Source organism: Kitasatospora cystarginea, from assembly GCF_039533515.1.
Lineage (GTDB): Bacteria > Actinomycetota > Actinomycetes > Streptomycetales > Streptomycetaceae > Kitasatospora > Kitasatospora cystarginea.
In genome coordinates this window covers 99,886-118,278 of the sequence record NZ_BAAATR010000021.1, presented here as the reverse complement: position 1 = coordinate 118,278, position 18,393 = coordinate 99,886, and the positions used below count along the sequence as shown (strand labels likewise).

Here is an 18,393-nt window from a genome sequence, read left to right as displayed (position 1 = left end):
GGGAGCGGCGCGAGCCCCGCCCCTCCACGGACGGTCGCTCGCGCACTTCCCCGCGCTCGCTGTTGCCGGCCGGTCTAAGCCAGGCCGCGGCGGGCGACCGCCGGGGGCCGGGTGCCGCGGATCGAGGCGACCATGTCGAGGACCTGGCGGGTCTCCGCGACCTGGTGCACCCGGTAGATCCGGGCACCCAGCCAGGCGGACACGGCGGTGGTCGCGAGGGTGCCCAGCAGTCGGTCGTCGACCGGTCGGTCCAGGGTCTCGCCGACGAAGTCCTTGTTGGAGAGCGAGACCAGTACCGGGAAGCCGGTCGCGGTCATCTCCGGCAGTCGGCGGGTGGCCTCCAGCGAGTGCCGGGTGTTCTTGCCGAAGTCGTGGCCCGGGTCGATGATCAGCCCGTCCCTGCGCACGCCCAGCTCCAGGGCCCGCTCGGCCAGCCCGACGGTGACCCGCAGGATGTCCGCCATCACGTCCTCGTACCCGATCCGGTGCGGCCGGGTGCGCGGCTCGGCGCCGCCGGCATGGGTGCAGACCAGACCCACGTCGTACCGGGCGGCGACCTCCGCCAGCTTCGGGTCGGCTCCGCCCCAGGCGTCGTTGAGCAGGTCGGCGCCGACCCCGCAGACCGCCTCGCCGACCTCGTGCCGCCAGGTGTCCACGCTGATCACGGCCTCGGGGTGGCGCTTGCGCAGCTGGGCCACGAACGGGACGGTCCGGCGCAGCTCCTCCTCCACCGTCACCTCTTCGCCCGGGCCCGCCTTGACCCCGCCGATGTCCAGGATCGCCGCGCCCTCGGCCATCGCCCGGTCGGCGGCGGCGAAGGCGGCCTCGTCGGCGAACGTCGCGCCGCGGTCGAAGAAGGAGTCCGGGGTGCGGTTGACGATCGCCATGATCACCAGCTCGTCGTCGCCGAACTCACGTGGCCCGAGGCGCAGTACCACCGGAATCTCCTCCACAGCTCGCCCGGGTGCGATGATGGGCCCCGGCCTACCTCAGGGACCATGATCCCACCTGTTACCGGGGCCGGCTCGGAGTGTGGAGGACAGCTCGTGTTCTGGGTGATCGTGGCGGCGATGGCCGTGGTGGTCGGCGGCGCTGCCCTGGTGGCGCTCGGCGGAGGCGGCGGCCTGCAGGAGGCGGTGCCCGACCGGATCACCGCGCGGCTGCCGCAGGACCGTCCGCTCAGCCGCCACGACGTGGACGAGATCCGGCTCCCGATGGCCCTGCGTGGCTACCGGATGGATGAGGTGGACGACGTGCTCGACCGCCTCGGCGCCGAGCTCGCCCACCGCGACTCGCGGATCGCCGAACTGGAGGCCGCCGCGGCGGTGCCGGCCCCGGCTCGGGCGGCGGCCGCGGAGGGCGAGCAGCCGCTGCCCGGCCTGGAGACATTCAACGAGTCGACCGGGGAGCCAGCCGGCGCCGAGCGGACCGGGGTCGATGCGCCGGGTGGGGGAGCGGAGAGCGTCGGCACGGCGGACACCGGGGCGAGGAGCGCTGACGGGAAGAGCACCGAGGCGGCGGACGCCGACACCGCCGGCGATGCCGCCGCTGACGGAAGGGGCGAGCAGTGACCGGCGCCGTACCCGGCCCGGACGGCCTGCTGCGCTGCGCCTGGGGCCTGTCCACCGACGACTACCTCGAGTACCACGACACCGAGTGGGGCCGGCCGGTGCACGGCGATGACGCCCTGTTCGAGCGGATCTCCCTGGAGGCGTTCCAGTCCGGGCTGTCCTGGATCACCATCCTGCGCCGCCGGGAGGGCTTCCGGGCGGCCTTCGCCCGCTTCCGGATCGCCGAGGTGGCCGAGTTCGGGCCCGCCGACGTCGAACGGCTGCTGCAGGACGAGGGCATCATCCGCAACCGGGCCAAGATCGAGGCGACGCTGACCAACGCCCGTGCCGCAGCGGCCCTGGGCCCCGGCGGCCTGGACGAGCTGATCTGGCGTCACGCCGGCGACCCGGACCGGCCGGCCCCCCGCACGATGGAGGAGGTGCCGGCCGTTACGCCCGAGTCCACCGCGCTGGCCAAGGAGCTCAAGAAGAACGGCTTCCGCTTCGTCGGCCCGACCACGGCCTACGCCCTGATGCAGGCCTGCGGGCTGGTCGACGACCACCTCGTCGACTGCCACGCGAGGGGAGTCCGCTGAGCCGCGGCGGTCCTACCGGCCCAGGAAGACCGGCTTCTCCTTGGCGAGGAAGGCGTTCACCGCGATCCGGTGGTCCTCGCTGACCCCGGCCAGGGTCTGCAATTCGTCCTCCTTGTCGAGCAGTTCGTCCAGCGAGTGCGAAGCCCCGTACGCCAGCGACTCCTTGATCGCGCCGTACGCGACCGTCGGACCCTGGGCCAGGCGCCTGGCGAACTCCCGTGCGGTGTCGGCGAGTTCGGCGGACGGAACGACCTGGGTGGCCAGCCCGAGCCGGAGTGCCTCCTCGGCCTTCACCGTCCGCGGCAGCATCAGCAGCTCGGTGGCCCGGGCATGCCCGACCAGCCGGGGCAGGGTCCAGGAGGCGCCCGAGTCGGCGGTCAGCGCGACCCCGGCGAAGGAGGTGTTGAAGCCGGCGGTGTCGGCGACGATGCGGAAGTCGCAGGCGAACGCCAGCGAGGCGCCCGCGCCCGCCGCCACTCCGCCGACCGCCGCGACGGTCGGCTTGCGCATGCCGGCCAGCGCCCGCAGCAGCGGGTTGTAGTGCTCGGCGACGGTGCGCAGGGCGCCCTCGCCGGTCTCCTCCTGCCGCTTGAGCAGCCCGACGTGCTCCTTGAGGTCCTGGCCGACGCAGAACGCGCGGTCGCCGGCGCCGGTGAGCAGCACCGCCCGTACCGCACTGTTCTCGGCGGCCTCGGTGACGGTGTCCCGCAGCGCCACCTTGGTGGCCACGTCCAGTGCGTTCATCGCGTCCGGGCGGTTGATGGTGATGACGGCGAGACCGCCGTCGAGCTCGTACAGCACGGAGTCGGACATCGACAGGTCTCCCCGGGTCTCAGATGGTGGGACGGTGTCAGCATGCCCGAGTCGGCGGCCCGCCGGGGAGTGTGAGGTACGGCACCTTTTCGCGTCGTTCCGGACATCGGACCGGCATCGGAGGGGTGCCGGAGGAACGCCAGGGAGTCCTGGTGGAGTAGCACCCTGATGGGGCTTCTGGCGAAGGAGGGGCGGGTCGGGCGGGGGCGGCCGGGCTTGCGGAGGGAGTGATGTTGGTCATCGGGTCGCCGCATGCGGGATAATGGCTTCCGATCAATGCGTTCGATACCGGCGGTGGACGGACTGCCGGTGCGTAGCTGAGCGGTTGCAGGAAGGGGAACGAGCATGGCGGCCATGAAGCCGCGGACGGGTGACGGCCCGCTCGAGGTCACCAAAGAGGGGCGAGGCATCATCATGCGAGTTCCGCTCGAAGGCGGCGGACGCCTCGTGGTGGAGCTCACGCCCGATGAGGCCGATGCCCTGGGTGAGGCCCTGAAGAAGGCCTGCGGCTGACGCAGCGGGTGCTCCCCTCATCCTCGGAGATGACGCGCACGGAACCCGGGTCCCGGTACACGCCGGACCCGGGTTCCGCTTTGTGCGGGGGGAGTTGAGCCGGACGCCGGTCAGCGTTTGACGGCGCACAGCAGGCCGTCGCTCACCGGCAGCAGGGCGGGCAGCAGCCGGTCGCTCTCCCGGATGTCGCGGACCAGCTCGCGCACCGCGTCGGTCTGCGGGTCGCCGTCGTCGGGATCGGCCAGCCGGCCCTCCTGGAACACGCCCTCGAAGCAGACCATCCCGCCGGGTCTGAGCAACCGTAGCGACTCCGCCAGGTACTCCTGCGACTCGGCCGGGTCGCCGTCGCAGAACACCAGGTCGTACTGGCGGTCGGCGAGCCGCGGCAGCACCTCGAGCGCCCGTCCGGGTATGAAGCGCGAGCGGTTGGGGGCGAACCCGGCCGCGTGGTACGCCTCGCGGGCGAGCTGCTGGCGGACCGGTTCGGCGTCCACCGTGGTGAGCACGCCGTCGCTGCGCATGCCGCGCAGCAGGTAGAGGCCGGAGACGCCGGTGCCGGTGCCGATCTCGGCGACCGCCTTGGCGTCCAGCGCGGCGGCGAGCAGCCGCAGGCAGGCGCCGCCGCTGGGCCCGATCGCGCGGATACCCGTCCTGGCTGCCTGGGCCCGGGCGTAGGTGAGCACCGCGTCCTCGCCGATGTAGGTATCGGCGAGAGCCGCGTGAGCGGGCCCGAACTCGCTGATGGCTGCCTCTTTCGGAGCGCCGGCTGTCGGCCTGGTGGCGGCCGGATGTCGATATTTCCTGCCACAGATTACTGGCCGACCGGGAACCGCGTTCGGGGACCGGGCGTTGATCCAGGAGAACGGGCGGTCGGTCCGGGTACTTGCCCGGCCGAGCACTTTTATCCCGATCTGACGGGTGAGGTGGATATGGTGGTGGCCCTGCTGGGCAGAAGAGCCGACCGAGGAGGTGTGGCCGAGGGCGACGTCCCTGTGCGGCGGCACCCCCGCGGCACCGCGTCGGCCCGTACGCCGAAGCCCGTGATGAACCAGTCTGCGTACTCCCCCCTGGACAAGTCGACCGCAGCCGACACCGCGATGGCCGAGGCCCCCGCCGAGCTCGCGACCTTCGCCGAGGGCCCCGACGCGCAGACCTGGACGCCGCCCAGCTGGGAGGAGATCGTCGAGGCGCACAGCGCCCGGGTCTACCGGCTGGCCTACCGGCTGACGGGCAATCAGCACGACGCCGAGGACCTGACCCAGGAGGTCTTCGTCCGCGTCTTCCGCTCGCTCTCCACCTACAGCCCCGGCACCTTCGAGGGCTGGCTGCACCGGATCACCACCAACCTGTTCCTGGACATGGTGCGCCGCCGCCAGCGGATCCGCTTCGACGCGCTGGCCGAGGACGCGGCCGAGCGCCTGGCGAGCCGTGAGCCGAGCCCGGCCCAGCACTTCAGTGACACCCACTTCGACGCTGACGTCCAGCACGCCCTGGACACCCTGGCGCCCGAGTTCCGGGCCGCCGTGGTCCTCTGCGACATCGAGGGCCTCTCGTACGAGGAGATCGCGGCCACCCTCGGGGTGAAGCTGGGCACCGTGCGCAGCCGCATCCACCGGGGCCGCTCGCACCTGCGGACGGCGCTGAAGCACCGCGCCCCCGGTTCCGCCCCCGGGCGCGTCCGCCGTGGCGGCACGGCCGAGCCGGTGGCGGTCGGTGTCGAGTCCGGCTCCCTGGGCGGGAGTGAACGGGGGCGCTTGTGAGTGGCGCCGACCGTTCGGGATCCGGCCGTGCCACGGGTGCGGCAGGGGAGCCCGCGAGCCGGCTGCGACGCGGGGCCGGCTGGGCCCAGCGCGGCCGCGGCAGCGAGCCGGAGGGCCATGAGCTGCGGCCCGTCGCGGTCCGTACCGCCGAGCCGGCGGCCGAGGAGCACCACCTGGGCGACCGGCTGACCGCCTTCCTGGACGGCGAGCTCGGCCATGACGCCCGCGAGCGCGTCCAGGCCCATCTGGCGACCTGCGCCGACTGCCTGGCCGAGGCGGACGAGGGCCGCACGGTCAAGCAGCTGCTGACCCGCTCCGGCACCCCGGCACCCTCCATGATGCTGATGTCCCGTCTGCTGGCGGTCGCCGCACTGCCGGACGACGAGCCCGGCGCCGGTCCCGGCGCCGGCGCGGACGACGTCGGGGCGGGGACGATAGGCGGCAGCCGGCTGACCGGCGGTTCGTTCGGGCGTGGGGCCGGGGCCTCGTTCGGCAGCGGGGCACTGGGTGCCGAGTCGCCGCTGCCCGGAGTGGATCCGCGGGCCGGCCGCTCGGGCTTCCTGCGCCGCTCGCCCGCCGGGGCGCTGCCGGTGCCCGCGCCGCTGGCCGCCCTGGTGGAGCCGGTCGCGGTCCGCCCGGTCGGCCACCACCACCCGCAGCCTCCCGCCGCGCCGTTCCGTCTGATCCGCGGGCGCAGATTCGTTTTCGCCGCCGCGGCCGGGGCGTTCTCGGTGGCGGCGGTCACCCTCGGTGGGGTCGGCGAGGTCGGTGCCAACCAGCAGCACGGCGGCAACAGCGTGATCCCGGCCCGGGGCACCGGCGGCCAGCTGGTCCCGATGACGGTCCAGCAGCCGGTGGACTTCCCGGTCCTCCCGGCCGGGGCCCCGTACGGCGCCGGGTCCGTCCCGCAGGCCCCGTACAGCGTCCAGCCGCAACTCGTCCCGTCACCTCACCAGCACGAGTTCCGTTAGCCATCCGGGCCCCGGCGGCACCGCTGCCGGGAGGGTCCGCCGCGGCTAGGCCATCGGCCGGTCTTTGCCACCGCTTCATCCCGCGGTGGGGCACGGACCTGGTCGGTGGCCATTACGCTGTATAGACCGTTGTCCGCAGGGCTCATCGGGTTCGACCACCAGGAGCTGGGAGCTTACGTGTTCCAAGACATAGGCCTACCTGAGGTCCTGACGCTGATCGTCATGGGCCTGGTGATCTTCGGGCCGGACAAGCTCCCCAAGCTGATCCAGGACCTCAGCGGCTTCATCCGCAAGGTGCGGAGCTTCGCGGACAGTGCCAAGGAGGACATCCGCAGCGAGCTGGGCCCCGAGTTCAAGGATTTCGAGTTCGAGGACCTGCACCCCAAGGCATTCGTCCGCAAGCAGCTGCTCGGCGGGAACGAGGACCCGCTGGGCCTCAAGGAGATCCGGGACGGCCTGGACGTCAAGTCCGTGCTGAACGACGAGCCCGCGCCGGCGATGACCGGTACCAAGGCAGACCTGACCAAGAGCGCCGTGCCGGCCGCTGCCGCCGGTGCCCCGCTGAGGGACGGCGAGCGCCCTCCGTTCGACCTCGACGCGACCTGACGTCGCGCCAGTTCGCCCCGCCCGGCAGTGCACAGCTGGGCGGGGCTTCGCCGTTTCCCCGGTTATGGTGTCGGTTGCCTCCGCTGTGCCGTGGCTCACGGTCGGTCCGGTGCCGATTCGCCGGACGGGGGCACCGCCGTACGCCACCATGGAGCGCGCTACGGCACAGAACGGCGCATTCGAGGAGGCCCGGGGATGGACACGACGAGTCATGCTGCGGTAGGGACGGCCGAGGCCGTGGTCGGTGCCCAGGCGGGCCCGGTGGTCCCGGCCGATCCGCTGGAACCGTACCTGGCGGCGGACTTCCCCTGGTACGGGCTGGACGACGGCTGGAGCGGCCGCCGCTGGCTGATGCAGGCCGGCGGCGGGGGGGTGCGGGCCGCCCAGCGCGGTGCCATCGACTACGGCACGCTCGGCCACGGCGAGGAGCCGGCCAGGACGTACGAGGCCCGGGACCTGCGCCGTTTCGCCGTGGTGGTCACCGTGGCCCGCCGGGACGTCCGCCGCAGTGCCGACAACACCGGCATGCTGGAGGCCACCTCGGCCTCCTCCGCCGCTTGGCTGGCCGGCTCCGGCCTGCTCGCCCACAGCTGGCCGGGCCAGCTCGACCGGGCCCTGCGCCAGGACTGGTTGGACCAGCAGTCCGCCCTCGCCTGGGACCTGGCCGACGACCTGGACGGGCCGGGCTGGAGCTCGCTCACCCTCCCGGTGAACGGCCTTTCCCAGCCGTTCCGCTACCGCGAGTCCGAGTACGGCTGGGTCCTGGCCGGCGAGGCGCCGGGCGTCCTCCTCGGTGCCTACGGCCGCGGCGTGAGCGCCTACGGCGTCGGCTTCGCCACCGTCCCCGACCTGACGGCCTACACCCGGCTCTGAGGGGGACGGCCCGTCAGGGACGAGGGACGGCCTGAGCAGCCCCGCGCCCCTGTTGCCGGTCGGTCCTAGAACTTGTTCTTCGGCGTGAGCCCGAGCGAGAGTCCGGAGAGGCCGCGCTTGCGGCCGCCGAGCTTGCCCGCGACGGCGCGCAGGGCCGCGCCGGCGGGGGAGTCGGGCGCGGCGAGGACGACCGGGCGGCCGTCGTCGCCGCCCTCGCGCAGCCGGACGTCGATCGGGATCGATCCGAGCACCGGGACGGTCGCGCCGACGGTGCGGGTGAGGGCGTCGGCGACGGTCTGGCCGCCGCCGGTGCCGAAGACGTCGATCATCTCGTCGCAGTGCGGGCAGGGCATGCCCGACATGTTCTCGATCACGCCGACGATCTTCTGGTGGGTCTGCACCGCGATGGTGCCGGCCCGCTCGGCCACCTCGGCGGCGGCCATCTGCGGGGTGGTGACGATCAGGATCTCCGCGTTCGGGATCAGCTGGGCCACCGAGATGGCGATGTCGCCGGTGCCGGGCGGCAGGTCGAGCAGCAGGACGTCCAGGTCGCCCCACCACACGTCGGCCAGGAACTGCTGGAGCGCGCGGTGCAGCATCGGGCCGCGCCAGACCACCGGGGCGTTGCCCGGGGTGAACATGCCGATCGAGATGACCTTCACGCCGTTCGCCTGGGGCGGCATGATCATGTCCTGGACCTGGGTCGGGCGTCCCTCGACACCCAGCATCCGGGGCACGCTGTGGCCGTAGATGTCGGCGTCCACCACGGCGACCTTCAGCCCGTCGGCGGCCATCGCGGCGGCCAGGTTGACGGTGACCGAGGACTTGCCGACGCCGCCCTTGCCGGAGGCGACCGCGTACACCCGGGTCAGCGTGCCCGGCTTGGCGAACGGGATCTCCCGCTCGGGCGCGCCGCCGCGCAGCAGCTGGGAGAGCTCCTTGCGCTGCTGGTCGCTCATCACGTCGAGCTCGACCTCGACGCCGGTCACGCCGGGCACCTTGGCGACCGCGTCGGTCACCCGGCCGATGATGGTCTCGCGCATCGGGCAGCCGGAGACGGTCAGGTACACCGCGACGCGGACCGCGCCGCCCTCGGCGATCTCGACCGATTTCACCATGCCGATCTCGGTGATCGGGCGGTTGATCTCCGGGTCGTGAACGGTCGCCAGGGCCTTGCGCACGGACTCCTCCGTGACGCCGGGGGCAACCTCAGTCTCGTTGGCCATGCCTTGATGGTACGGCGAACGTCGAAGTAGTTGACGCCCCAGTAGCGTGCTGCCGGTCACAGCAGCTCGGAGGACTCCCGCTGGCCGTCGAAGCGCTGGCCGTCCAGCTCCTTGAGCAGCGACTGGAGCTCGGAGCGGATGAAGTCCCGGGTGGCGACCTCGCCGAGCCCGTGGCGCAGGGCCGCGACCTCGCGCGTCAGGTACTCGGTGTCGGCGATGTTCCGGTCGCTGCGGGCCCGGTCCTGCTCCATGTTGACCCGGTCGCGGTCGTCCTGCCGGTTCTGCGCGAGCAGGATCAGCGGCGCCGCGTAGGAGGCCTGGAGCGAGAGCACCAGGGTCAGGAAGATGAACGGGTACTGGTCGAAGCGGACGTTCGGCGGCAGCAGGGTGTTCCAGGCGACCCAGATGACGATCACCACCGTCATCCAGACGATGAACCGCCCGGTGCCCAGGAAGCGGGCGATCCGCTCGGAGAGCCGGCCGAAGGCCTCCGGGTCGTAGCTGGGCAGGGTGACCAGGCCGGGGCGCCCGGTGCGCGGCTGGTCGAGCCGGCTGCGGGCGGCGGCGCTGCTGCCGGTGCCCTCCGGCCTGGACGAGTGCCGGCCGCCCTCCCTGGCCCGCAGTTCGCGCAGCTGGCGCAGTTCGCGCAAGTCGCCCTGGAGGCGCTGGTTGCGACCCTCGTCCCGTCTGCCCCTGCGGTCAGCGTCCACCGGCGGCCTCCCTCTCGTGCTCGTTCTCCAGGGCCTCGCCGCCGTGCAGTGCCGCCTCGCGCCAGTCGTCCGGCAGCAGGTGGTCCAGTACGTCGTCGACGGTGACCGCGCCCAGCAGGTGGTCGTCCTCGTCCACCACCGGAGCGGCGACCAGGTTGTACGCGGCGAGGTAGCTGGTGACCAGCGGCAGCGGGGTGTCCGGCGGCAGCGGGTCGAGGTCGTCGTCCACGATCGAGCCGACCAGGACGTAGGGCGGCTCGCGCAGCAGCCGCTGGAAGTGCACCGTCCCCAGGTACGTGCCGGTCGGTGTCTCGTTCGGCGGGCGGCAGACGTACACCTGGGCGGCGAGGGCGGGCTTGTGGTCGGAGATCCGGACCCGGGCCAGCGCCTCGGCCACCGTGGCGTCCGGCTCCAGGACGATCGGCTCGGTGGTCATCAGACCGCCGGCGGTGTCCTCCTCGTAGGAGAGCAGGCGGCGGACCGAGGCCGCCTCCTCGGGCTCCATCAGCCCCAGCAGCCGCTCGGCCGCGTCCTCGGGGAGGTCGGAGAGCAGGTCGGCGGCGTCGTCAGGGTCCATCGCCTCCAGGACGTCGGCCGCGCGCTCCTCCTTGAGCTTGCCGATGATCTCGATCTGGTCGTCCTCGGGCAGCTCCTCCAGGACGTCGGCCAGCCGGTCGTCGTCCAGCGCCGCGGCCACCTCGGCACGGCGCTTGGCCGACAGGTGGTGCATCACGTTGGCCAGGTCGGCCGGGCGCAGCTGCTCGAAGGTGGCCAGCAGGTTGGCCGCGCCCTGGCCCTCCTCGGTCAGCGAGAAGCCGGTCACCGCCGACCAGTCCAGGGTGAGCGTCTCGCCCCTGGCCTTGCGCAGTCGGGTGACCTTACCGGTCTGCACGAAGACCTTGCTGATCTCCCACTCGCGCACCCGGGTCTGCACCATCGCGACGTCCAGCACGGTGACCTGCTCGCCGGTCTTGGCCCAGGTCACCGTGCGGTCCAGCAACTCGGCCAGGACCAGGGTCTCGGACGGCCGCTGCTCGAACCGCCGCATGTTGATCACACCGGTGGTCAGCACCTGCCCGGACTCCAGGCTGGTCACCCTGGTCATCGGGAGGAAGATCCGGCGCCGGCCGATCACCTCGACCACCAGGCCGAGCACCCTCGGCGGCCGCCCGCCTATCCGCAGCGAGACCACCACATCCCGCACCCGGCCGACCTGGTCGCCGTTCGGGTCGAAGACCGCGATCCCGGACAGGTGCGAGATGAACACCCGGCTGCCTGGTCCTGCCATGGAGTCCCTCTCTCTGGCCGCTGCGCTCTGCTCGCCGCAAGGGTACCGGTGCCATCCGAACGGAAACCCGCCGACCGACGGGGGGCTTCCGCAGGCCGTGGGGAGGCCCGCCGGGGGGCGCTCGAGGTGCGCGGGGAACCGCGCGACCAACCATGCACCCACGTGCGGATCCAAGCCACTCCTGCACCGTCCGGGGGCGCCGCATGGCCGATCGGACGGCCGCGCCGGCGGCCGGGTACGGGTCCTCGCGCGGTACCGCGCGGCCCCGGCGGGCTCAGCGCTTCCGGCTCCTGAACAGGAGCTTGGGCAGTCCCGCCGGGATCGGCTGACGGGTGATCACCGGCGAGGGCATCGGGGCCGCGGCGTGCGAACCGTCCGGCATCGACCCCGGCTGCTCGGCGAGCGGCCCGGACGGCTCCAGCCGGAGCACCCGGCACTCGCGGGCCCACCGCTCCCCGATGGCCTCGGTGTCGGGCGCGTTCAGCCGCTTGCCCTTGAGTTCCTCGACCGCGCCCGTCCAGCCCTCGCTCCCCGGCGCCAGCTCGCTGACCTGGGCCGTCCAGCCGACCAGCCGTCCCCACTTGTCCTTGCTGCGCACCGTCACCGCTGCGGTCGAACCCGCGGCGAGTCCGTGCAGCGGCTGCTCGGCGCCGTCGCCGACCACCACCACCGCGCCGTCGTGCCACGCGTGCCAGAGCGCCCGGCTGTGCGGCTGCCCCTCGGCACGCACCCAGAGCAGGCCGGACTTCTTCGCGGCCTCCTCCAACAGCGCGCGGTCGAAGAAGGCGTCGGCGGTCGTCGTAGGCTCCATGCCGCACAGCGTACGGCCTGGGTGTCCGCACGGTGTCCCACCGGTCGGAACGGCGGTCACCGGTACCGGGCACAGGGCTTAGGTTTGGATCCGATCCGTCCGCTGACGCCCTCCGGAGGAGAGCCGTGCCCGCCGCCAGGCCCGACACCGAGGTGTCCACCGCCGCCCGGAGGCCGGCCGGTGCCGCTCTCCCTCCGCTGCCCAAGCCGGACCTGGTGCTGCTCGCGATCTCCATCGGTGGGATCTCGCTCTCCGCCCCGCTGATCAGCGCCACCGCCGCCCCCGCACTGGCGATCGCGCTCTGGCGCAACGTCATGTCGGTCGGAGTGCTCGGCCCGTACGCGCTGCTGCGGCACCGCGCCGAGCTGCGCGGCATCGGCCGGCGGCCACTGCTGCTGGCGATGGCGGCGGGCGCGCTGCTCGCGGCGCACTTCGCGCTCTGGATGCCCAGCCTGAGGATGACCTCGGTGGCCTCGTCGACCGCGCTGGTCACCACCACGCCGCTGTGGACGATCCTGCTGATGCGGCTGGCCGGCCACCGGGCGCCGCGGCTGGTCCGGCTCGGTGCGACGGTGGCCTTCGCCGGGGTGCTGGTGCTGACCGGCGTGGACCTGTCGCTCTCCCCCCGGGCCCTGCTCGGCGATGCGCTGGCACTCGGCGCGGGGCTGGCCGCCGCGGGCTACGTGCTGTTGGGCGCCGAGGTCCGGCGGACGGTCAGCACCACTGCGTACACCCTGGTCTGCTACGCCACCACCTCCGCCGTCCTGCTCGGCGTCTGCCTGATGGCCGGCGCCCGGCTCGCCGGTTGGCAGGCCGGGGTGTGGTGGCAGATCGCGCTGCTGATGGTGACCGCGCAGCTGCTCGGGCACTCGCTGAGCAACCGGGTGGTGCGCACCCTGGGTCCGTCGGTCACCTCCACGGCCGTCCTGCTGGAGACCCCGGGCGCGGCCCTGATCGCGGCCCTCTGGCTGGGCCAGTGGCCGCCGGCCGCCGCCTACCCGGCCGTCGCCCTGATCCTGCTCGGCCTGGTCCTGGTCGCCCGCGGCGGCCGCACCGGCTGACGCCGAAGGCGGCCGGGGAGCATCGGAGCCGCCGCTACAGCCAGCCGTTGCGCCTGAAGCCCCGGTACATCCCGATGCAGATCAGCACGATCCCGCCGAGCACCACCGGATACCCGTACTGGCTCTTCAACTCGGGCATGTTCTCGAAGTTCATGCCGTACACACCGGTGATCATGGTGGGCACGGCGAAGATCGCCGCCCAAGCGGTGATCTTGCGCATGTCCTCGTTCTGCGCCACCGAGACCTGCGCCAGGTTGGCCTGGAGCAGCGAGTTGAGCAGCTCGTCGAAGGCGTGCACCTGCTCGATGACCCGGGCCAGGTGGTCGGCGACGTCCCGGAAGTACTTCTGGATGTTCGGGTCCACCAGCCGCTGCACCGGCTCGGAGAGCTGCTGCATCGGCCGCAGCAGCGGCGCCACCGCGCGCTTGAACTCCAGTACCTCGCGCTTGAGCTGGTACAGCCGGCCGACGTCGGCGCCGCGCCCACCCTTGTTGGCGAAGACGTCGTACTCGATCTCGTCCACGTCGTTCTGCAGCCGGTCCGCGACCAGCAGGTAGTTGTCCACCACCTGGTCGGCGATCGCGTGCAGCACGGCCGACGGACCGCGGCCGAGCAGTCCGGAGCCGTCCGGGTCGGTCTCCAGCCGGTGCCGCAGCTCGTGCAGCGAGTTGTGGCCGCCGTGCCGGACGGTGATCACGAAGTCCGGGCCGACGAAGACCATCAGCTCGCCGGTCTCGACCACCTCGCTGGTCGGGGTCAGCTGGTCGTGCTCCACGTAGCGGATGGTCTTGAACACCGCGAACAGCACGTCGTCGTAACGCTCGACCTTGGGGCGCTGGTGCGCGTGCACCGCGTCCTCGACGGCCAGCGGGTGCAGGCCGAAGCGCTGCGCGATGCCCTCGAACTCGGTCGCGGTCGGCTCGTGCAGCCCGATCCAGCTGAACGATCCTGCACCCGTCTCCTTGCCCTGCCGCACCCGTTGCGCGGCCTCGCGCGGGCTGCAGGTCTCGCCGTACCGCTTGCCGTCCCGGTAGACCGCGCAGTCCACCACGGCCGAGACGGCGCGCCCGTCGAGGGCGTCGAACCCGTCGGCCTCGGTCCGGCGGCGGTGTGGACGGACGGCGGCGCGCAGGCTGTTGATCATCGACATGGCAGGCTCCTCGGACGGGAACCGTCGCACGGCGGGCCGGTGGCGGGCGGAGGGCGCGACGGTGGAAGAAACACCAGGTGATTCCGGGCCCACGGCCGGTCCAGCCGCCTTGCTGGGGCGCGATGAGGACCGCGTGGCTCCGGGGAGGATGCTCGCCGGACCGAGGGTGACGCCGCCTCAGTTGCCGGATCGGGAAACGATCAACGGCGGGTGCGGTGAGGGCTGCGCGGCGGCCGGGCAGAGCTGCCGGTACTGCATGGTCGGCTGGTATCCACCGCAACCACCTCCTTCATGCCGCCGCCCCGGGAAGAGGATCCCCGGTGGCCAGCTGCCCACACTAACAGCTGGCGTGTGGACGGGGACGGGGGGTTCGAGCGCCGCTCCACGGCCGGGCGTTAAGGTCTGGCCATGGCGCACGACTTCCCTCTATTCGGCGACCCCACCGACCCCACGGGGAACGACTCCGACGAGCTGACCCGCGAGGCGGTGCTGGCGGCCGTCGAGGCCCGTCTGCTGGCGACTTTCGGGGAATCCAGCGGCCGGGCGGCCGTCACCTTCCTCGGCACGGACCGGATCGAGGTGCTGCGCTTCGGCCCCGACGCGGACGGACTGGTGAGGTACGCCACTCTCGGCATGTCCGCCGCACCGATGTCCGACCCGACCGCCGTGGTCGCCGATCCGGTCCGCGGACCCAGGGTCGAGTTGGTGCTCACCGTCCGCGGGGGGCGCGACGACGTACTCCGCACGCTGGCCACCTTCGCCGCCACCCCGCAGGTCGAGGGCCTGGTCCTGGCCCCGGGTGGTTCGCTCGACCTCGGCTCCCCGCTCTGGGAGGGCGCCCCCTTCACCTCCGTCCTCGCCGCCGAACCCGGCGGCCTGGTCCCGGACCTGGAACTCCCCGACCCCGCCGACCCGGTGCGCTTCCTGCCGCTGCTGCCGATGACCCCCAACGAGGCCGCCTTCAAGCGGGTCCAGGGCGCCGACGCCCTCCAGGAGCGCTGGCTGCGCCACGGCACCGACCTCCGTGATCCGCACCGCCGCGGTGTGCCGCTCGACTGATCCGCCGTCAGGCGGGGGCCGCTCTCCCGGGGCGTGGAGGACCGGGGAGCCGGCCGGGTGGCCCGCGCGCCCGCGCGGGGCTTCAGCCGGTGATCGGCCGGGCCCCCGTCGCCTGGGCCACCAGCGCCTCGTACACCTCGGGGGCGGTGGTGTACTCGCCGAGGCGCACGTCCTTGCGGCTGCCGTGGTAGTCGCTGGAGCCGGTGGTCAGCAGGCCCAGCTCGGCGGCCAGGCCCCGCAGGCGCTCGCGGGTGTGCTCGTCGTGGTCCAGGTGGTCCACCTCCAGCGCGGCCAGTCCGGCCGCGGCCAGATCGGCGATCACCTGCTCGGACACGGTACGTCCGCGCTTGACCGCCCCGGGGTGCGCGAACACCGGCACCCCGCCCGCCGCCCTGACCAGCCGGACCGCCGTCACCGGGTCGGTCTCGTGCTTGCGGACGTCCGCCCGGCCGCCGTTGGCCAGCCAGTCCGGGGTGAAGGCGTCCGACACGGTCGGCACTATGCCCGCCTCGACCAGCGCGCTGGCGATGTGCGGACGTCCCACCGAACCCGCGCCCGCGATCCGCTGCACCTGCTCCCAGGTGATCGGCGCGCCCAGTTCCCGGCAGCGCTCCACGATCGCCCGTCCGCGCCTGAACCGGTCGGTGCGGACCACCTCGCGCTCGGCGGCGAACTCCGGCTCGGCGGGGTCGAACAGATACGCCAGCAGATGCATGCTGATCCCGTCCACCTGGCAGGACAGCTCGGCGCCCGGCACCAGGGTCAGCCCGGTGCCCCGGACGGCCTCGGCGGCCTCCGCGTGCCCGGACACCGTGTCATGGTCGGTCAGCGCGACCACGTCCAGCCCGGCCGCCACCGCCGCGGTGATCAGCTCGGCGGGGGAGTCGGTGCCGTCGGAGGCGTTGCTGTGGGCGTGCAGGTCGATGCGCACGGTCTTCGACACTCCAGGAACAGGGCGGACGGGTGCGCTCCAGGATAGTCAGCGCCGGTTGACGCCCGACGGGCCTTCGGCTCCTGCAGGCTCCTGGCGGCCGCCGGCTCCCGGCCCGCCCGCCTGCCGCAACGCCCGCCTGCCCGGGACGTTCCTATGGATGTCAGCCGAGCAGCCGGGGCGAGAGCGCCCCGCACGGCAGCAGTTCGAGCTCGGCGCCCGCGTCCCGCAGATCGGTGAGCACCAGTTCGTCGTACATCATCAGCGCCGACTGCTCGGGCCAGGCGATCGCCCAGAGCCAGAGCCCGCGCGCCTCGCCGACGAAGACCGCCCGGTCGGCGGGGGCGTCCGGGACGTGGAACATCGGGGTCGGCCGGCCGGCGGCGAGCAGTTTGGCGTCGGCGGGTTTGTAGAGCGACACCGTGTCGCCCGGATCCGGCCCCGGCAGGCCCGCGTACCGGGCACCCAGGCCGACCCCCAGCTCCTCCGCGATCAGCACCAGTTCGCCGAATCCGCCCAGTGGCGCCGGCCCCGAGCAGGCCACCGCGGTGGCCCGGGCCCCCGAGACGTCGTCCCCGGCATGGGCGATGCCGGTGAACAGCCAGCCGACCGGCAGCGGCCAGGGCAGCCAGACGGGTACCTGCGAGCGGGCCACCGCCACGCTCAGCGCCTCCACGCTCGGGGGCAGCACCGGCTGCATCGGATGCACGGCACCGTGCTGGTCGCACTGCCAGGTATCGGAGAAGAGGCCGGGCGCGCGGACCCGACCACCGCACCTCGGGCAGCTTGGCTCGCCCCTCATAGCGGACAACGCTCCTCCCTCCGGAGCGCCGCGTCAAGGACGATCACCCGTACGGAGTGCGTCGCGTTGCTCCCCAGGGGTGGCCGGCGTCGGCGGCTGCCCCGGGAGTGGATGTCCGGTGACGGGCGGCGGCAAACGTCCTGCCGGGAGCGGGCATTGGGATCGGAGCGGAAGCGGGTGGATCGACCGCGCCTCGAACGCACTGACGCCCCGTCGACGACTCGGGCTCAAGCGGCCGGAGTGTGACCGGGCGTCAGTTCGGTATCGGAACGTCGGACGCGGCCTCGGCGGGGGCCTCGATCGGTCCGGCGTGGGTCAGGCCGCCTTGCACGGTCGGATGTACAGGCGTTCGCCGGTGCGGGCGGCTGCCTCCACGAACTCGCGGACGGTGTCCGCGTCGGCGATCAGACGGTCGGTGACGGTGCCCTGGGTGTCGTCCAGTCGGAGGATCTCAAAACGCATGGGCCTCTCCCTTTCCCCGCCCGCTCGGGGCGATTCGGCTCGGTTGTCGTACGGGTGCCGTTTCCGGCGTGTGGACCACGGTGTCGTGGCACTGCTTCCGGGTGATTGCCCGGTCGTGAAGTCCTGGTTTCGGGCGAACTGGCGCCATCGAGGTCAACGGGGCGGCAGGACGCGACTGTTCCCGGACAGAATCAAATATTACCCGACCTAACGAAATTTGTCGCGTGCGTTGTCCAGACCAGGTGGGCACGGGTGGACGGTGCCGGCCGGAGGTGCGGCGTCCGATCAGGCGTCAGCTTCCCGGCGGCGAGGGATCAGTCGGCCCAGAACTCGGCCAGCGCGGCGGCCGTCGCGGCCGGCTGCTCGGCGTTGGGGGAGTGCCCGGCGCCGGCGATCACCACCTGACGGGCGGCCAGCCGCTCCGCCATCCGGGACTGCTCCTCGACCGGCCAGGCGTAGTCCTGCTCTCCCGAGACCACCAGTCGGGGCAGTCCGGTGGCGGCCAGCTCCGCGACCAGGTCCGGGGCGGCGACCAGGTGGCCGCCCATCGAGACCAGCGCCTGCGGGACGTTCGCCAGCCAGCGGCGGTGCAGGAAGTCCGAGATCTCCGGGCGGGGAGCGGGGACGCCCTTGTCCTGATCCATCCGGCGCATGACCTGCCAGATCGACTCCAGGTCCATCGTCCCCAGGGCGTCGATCAGCAGCCTGGTCCTGGCCGCCTCGTCCGGCGCGATCGCGCCGGGACCGGTGGCGAGCAGCGTCAGCGAACGCCACGGCAGCTCCCGCCGCCCGTCCGCCGCCGCGAGCACGGCCTGGCGGGCCACCTGGCCGCCGAAGGAGTGCCCGAGCAGGTGCAGCGGCCCGTCGCCGGCGAGTTCCGCCGAGAGCGCGAGGACGTCGCCGGCCAGCTCGTCGATCCGGTACGCGGCCGGATCGACCGGGCCGCCGGTCTCGTACTGGCCGCGCTGGTCCACCGCGAGCACCCGGTAGCCGGCCGTGGCCAGCGGCTCCAGCAGCGCGATGAAGTCCTCCTTGCTGCCGGTGAACCCGGGCACCAGTAGCGCCGTCCCGCGTACCGCCCCCGTCCGGGGCAGCGCCTCGAGCGCGGCGAAGGCGCCTCGGGCGGTCTCCAGTCGAAGCGCCCGGACGCAGCCGGGAAGCGTCAGGAACGGCGGCGTGCTCATCGGCCCTACTCCTCGGTAGCCACAACT

The 18,393-nt window shown here is 73.0% G+C and carries 21 protein-coding genes; 9 read left to right on the top strand and 12 right to left on the bottom strand.

From position 1 onward, the window contains the following. Positions 1-74: 74 nt before the first annotated feature. Positions 75-887, bottom strand: coding sequence for a dihydropteroate synthase (folP, locus tag ABD369_RS22920; protein WP_344638408.1), 813 nt, complete (start codon positions 885-887; stop codon positions 75-77). Between the two features lie 159 nt (positions 888-1,046). Here folP and ABD369_RS22915 point away from each other — a divergent pair, with 159 nt between their 5' ends. Continuing rightward, positions 1,047-1,571 (top strand): DivIVA domain-containing protein, encoded by a 525-nt coding sequence (locus ABD369_RS22915; protein ID WP_344638374.1) that lies wholly within the window; start codon positions 1,047-1,049, stop codon positions 1,569-1,571. Further along, positions 1,568-2,146: a DNA-3-methyladenine glycosylase I gene (locus ABD369_RS22910; RefSeq protein WP_344638373.1), complete on the top strand. Its 579-nt coding sequence runs from the start codon at positions 1,568-1,570 to the stop codon at positions 2,144-2,146. Before ABD369_RS22915 ends, ABD369_RS22910 begins: the two co-directional genes overlap by 4 nt. A 12-nt stretch (positions 2,147-2,158) precedes the next feature. Here ABD369_RS22910 and ABD369_RS22905 read toward each other — a convergent pair whose 3' ends face one another. Then, the gene (locus ABD369_RS22905; protein ID WP_344638372.1) at positions 2,159-2,959 is read right to left on the bottom strand and encodes an enoyl-CoA hydratase-related protein; all 801 of its coding nucleotides are present in this window, start codon (positions 2,957-2,959) and stop codon (positions 2,159-2,161) included. Positions 2,960-3,304: 345 nt separating this feature from the next. On the opposite strand from ABD369_RS22905, the gene ABD369_RS22900 reads away from it, so the two are divergent. Further along, positions 3,305-3,472: a DUF3117 domain-containing protein gene (locus tag ABD369_RS22900; protein WP_014137929.1), complete on the top strand. Its 168-nt coding sequence runs from the start codon at positions 3,305-3,307 to the stop codon at positions 3,470-3,472. A gap of 110 nt (positions 3,473-3,582) precedes the next feature. Here the strand turns inward: ABD369_RS22900 and ABD369_RS22895 are convergent, their stop codons facing one another. After that, positions 3,583-4,215: an O-methyltransferase gene (locus ABD369_RS22895; RefSeq protein ID WP_344638407.1), complete on the bottom strand. Its 633-nt coding sequence runs from the start codon at positions 4,213-4,215 to the stop codon at positions 3,583-3,585. 354 nt (positions 4,216-4,569) lie between these two features. Between ABD369_RS22895 and sigE the strand changes: the two genes are divergently transcribed. The 4 genes from sigE (at position 4,570) to ABD369_RS22875 (ending at position 7,682) form a co-directional block, all read left to right on the top strand. Further along, positions 4,570-5,232 (top strand): RNA polymerase sigma factor SigE, encoded by a 663-nt coding sequence (gene sigE / locus ABD369_RS22890; RefSeq protein WP_425557735.1) that lies wholly within the window; start codon positions 4,570-4,572, stop codon positions 5,230-5,232. Then, the gene (locus ABD369_RS22885) at positions 5,229-6,203 is read left to right on the top strand and encodes a zf-HC2 domain-containing protein (protein WP_344638371.1); all 975 of its coding nucleotides are present in this window, start codon (positions 5,229-5,231) and stop codon (positions 6,201-6,203) included. Before sigE ends, ABD369_RS22885 begins: the two co-directional genes overlap by 4 nt. Before the next feature lie 177 nt (positions 6,204-6,380). After that, complete coding sequence (locus ABD369_RS22880) at positions 6,381-6,809, top strand: sec-independent translocase (protein ID WP_344638370.1); 429 nt, start codon at positions 6,381-6,383, stop codon at positions 6,807-6,809. A 195-nt stretch (positions 6,810-7,004) separates the two neighbouring features. Continuing rightward, positions 7,005-7,682: a hypothetical protein gene (locus ABD369_RS22875; protein ID WP_344638369.1), complete on the top strand. Its 678-nt coding sequence runs from the start codon at positions 7,005-7,007 to the stop codon at positions 7,680-7,682. A gap of 65 nt (positions 7,683-7,747) precedes the next feature. Here ABD369_RS22875 and ABD369_RS22870 read toward each other — a convergent pair whose 3' ends face one another. The 4 genes from ABD369_RS22870 to ABD369_RS22855 all read right to left on the bottom strand — a co-directional run bounded on the left by ABD369_RS22870 (position 7,748) and on the right by ABD369_RS22855 (position 11,717). Then, positions 7,748-8,908 (bottom strand): Mrp/NBP35 family ATP-binding protein, encoded by a 1,161-nt coding sequence (locus tag ABD369_RS22870; RefSeq protein ID WP_344638368.1) that lies wholly within the window; start codon positions 8,906-8,908, stop codon positions 7,748-7,750. A gap of 56 nt (positions 8,909-8,964) precedes the next feature. Then, complete coding sequence (locus tag ABD369_RS22865) at positions 8,965-9,618, bottom strand: DUF1003 domain-containing protein (protein ID WP_344638367.1); 654 nt, start codon at positions 9,616-9,618, stop codon at positions 8,965-8,967. Then, positions 9,608-10,906, bottom strand: a complete 1,299-nt coding sequence (locus ABD369_RS22860; RefSeq protein ID WP_344638366.1) for a magnesium transporter MgtE N-terminal domain-containing protein — start codon at positions 10,904-10,906, stop codon at positions 9,608-9,610. Before ABD369_RS22860 ends, ABD369_RS22865 begins: the two co-directional genes overlap by 11 nt. 274 nt (positions 10,907-11,180) lie before the next feature. Further along, positions 11,181-11,717, bottom strand: coding sequence for a pyridoxamine 5'-phosphate oxidase family protein (locus tag ABD369_RS22855; protein WP_344638365.1), 537 nt, complete (start codon positions 11,715-11,717; stop codon positions 11,181-11,183). A gap of 125 nt (positions 11,718-11,842) precedes the next feature. On the opposite strand from ABD369_RS22855, the gene ABD369_RS22850 reads away from it, so the two are divergent. After that, a complete protein-coding gene (locus ABD369_RS22850; protein WP_425557733.1) occupies positions 11,843-12,778 on the top strand; it encodes a DMT family transporter in 936 nt (311 codons plus the stop codon). Positions 12,779-12,812: 34 nt separating this feature from the next. Here ABD369_RS22850 and corA read toward each other — a convergent pair whose 3' ends face one another. Continuing rightward, entirely contained in the window at positions 12,813-13,928 is a 1,116-nt protein-coding gene (gene corA, locus ABD369_RS22845; RefSeq protein WP_344638364.1) for a magnesium/cobalt transporter CorA, read from the bottom strand. 408 nt (positions 13,929-14,336) lie between these two features. On the opposite strand from corA, the gene ABD369_RS22840 reads away from it, so the two are divergent. Then, positions 14,337-14,987: a suppressor of fused domain protein gene (locus ABD369_RS22840; RefSeq protein ID WP_344638363.1), complete on the top strand. Its 651-nt coding sequence runs from the start codon at positions 14,337-14,339 to the stop codon at positions 14,985-14,987. Positions 14,988-15,069: 82 nt separating this feature from the next. On the opposite strand, the gene ABD369_RS22835 is transcribed toward ABD369_RS22840, so the two are convergent. The 4 genes from ABD369_RS22835 to ABD369_RS22820 form a co-directional block, all read right to left on the bottom strand. Beyond that, entirely contained in the window at positions 15,070-15,918 is an 849-nt protein-coding gene (locus tag ABD369_RS22835) for a PHP domain-containing protein (RefSeq protein WP_344638404.1), read from the bottom strand. A 163-nt stretch (positions 15,919-16,081) separates the two neighbouring features. Continuing rightward, positions 16,082-16,720 carry a DUF6758 family protein gene (locus tag ABD369_RS22830; protein ID WP_344638362.1) on the bottom strand — a complete coding sequence of 213 codons (639 nt, stop codon included), beginning with the start codon at positions 16,718-16,720 and terminating at the stop codon, positions 16,082-16,084. A 315-nt stretch (positions 16,721-17,035) separates the two neighbouring features. Then, the gene (locus ABD369_RS22825; RefSeq protein WP_344638361.1) at positions 17,036-17,182 is read right to left on the bottom strand and encodes a hypothetical protein; all 147 of its coding nucleotides are present in this window, start codon (positions 17,180-17,182) and stop codon (positions 17,036-17,038) included. A 314-nt stretch (positions 17,183-17,496) separates the two neighbouring features. After that, on the bottom strand, positions 17,497-18,366 hold the full coding sequence (locus ABD369_RS22820) for an alpha/beta fold hydrolase (RefSeq protein WP_344638360.1): 870 nt from the start codon (positions 18,364-18,366) through the stop codon (positions 17,497-17,499). Positions 18,367-18,393 lie beyond the last annotated feature (27 nt).

Coding starts and splice junctions, on each gene's coding strand:
- corA (WP_344638364.1), bottom strand. CDS start 13,928: ATGTCGATGATCAACAGCCTGCGCGCCGCCGTCCGTCCACACCGCCGC.
- ABD369_RS22860 (WP_344638366.1), bottom strand. CDS start 10,906: ATGGCAGGACCAGGCAGCCGGGTGTTCATCTCGCACCTGTCCGGGATC.
- folP (WP_344638408.1), bottom strand. CDS start 887: ATGGCGATCGTCAACCGCACCCCGGACTCCTTCTTCGACCGCGGCGCG.
- ABD369_RS22840 (WP_344638363.1), top strand. CDS start 14,337: ATGGCGCACGACTTCCCTCTATTCGGCGACCCCACCGACCCCACGGGG.
- sigE (WP_425557735.1), top strand. CDS start 4,570: ATGGCCGAGGCCCCCGCCGAGCTCGCGACCTTCGCCGAGGGCCCCGAC.
- ABD369_RS22820 (WP_344638360.1), bottom strand. CDS start 18,366: ATGAGCACGCCGCCGTTCCTGACGCTTCCCGGCTGCGTCCGGGCGCTT.
- ABD369_RS22825 (WP_344638361.1), bottom strand. CDS start 17,182: ATGCGTTTTGAGATCCTCCGACTGGACGACACCCAGGGCACCGTCACC.
- ABD369_RS22870 (WP_344638368.1), bottom strand. CDS start 8,908: ATGGCCAACGAGACTGAGGTTGCCCCCGGCGTCACGGAGGAGTCCGTG.
- ABD369_RS22900 (WP_014137929.1), top strand. CDS start 3,305: ATGGCGGCCATGAAGCCGCGGACGGGTGACGGCCCGCTCGAGGTCACC.
- ABD369_RS22905 (WP_344638372.1), bottom strand. CDS start 2,959: ATGTCCGACTCCGTGCTGTACGAGCTCGACGGCGGTCTCGCCGTCATC.
- ABD369_RS22875 (WP_344638369.1), top strand. CDS start 7,005: ATGGACACGACGAGTCATGCTGCGGTAGGGACGGCCGAGGCCGTGGTC.
- ABD369_RS22830 (WP_344638362.1), bottom strand. CDS start 16,720: ATGAGGGGCGAGCCAAGCTGCCCGAGGTGCGGTGGTCGGGTCCGCGCG.
- ABD369_RS22855 (WP_344638365.1), bottom strand. CDS start 11,717: ATGGAGCCTACGACGACCGCCGACGCCTTCTTCGACCGCGCGCTGTTG.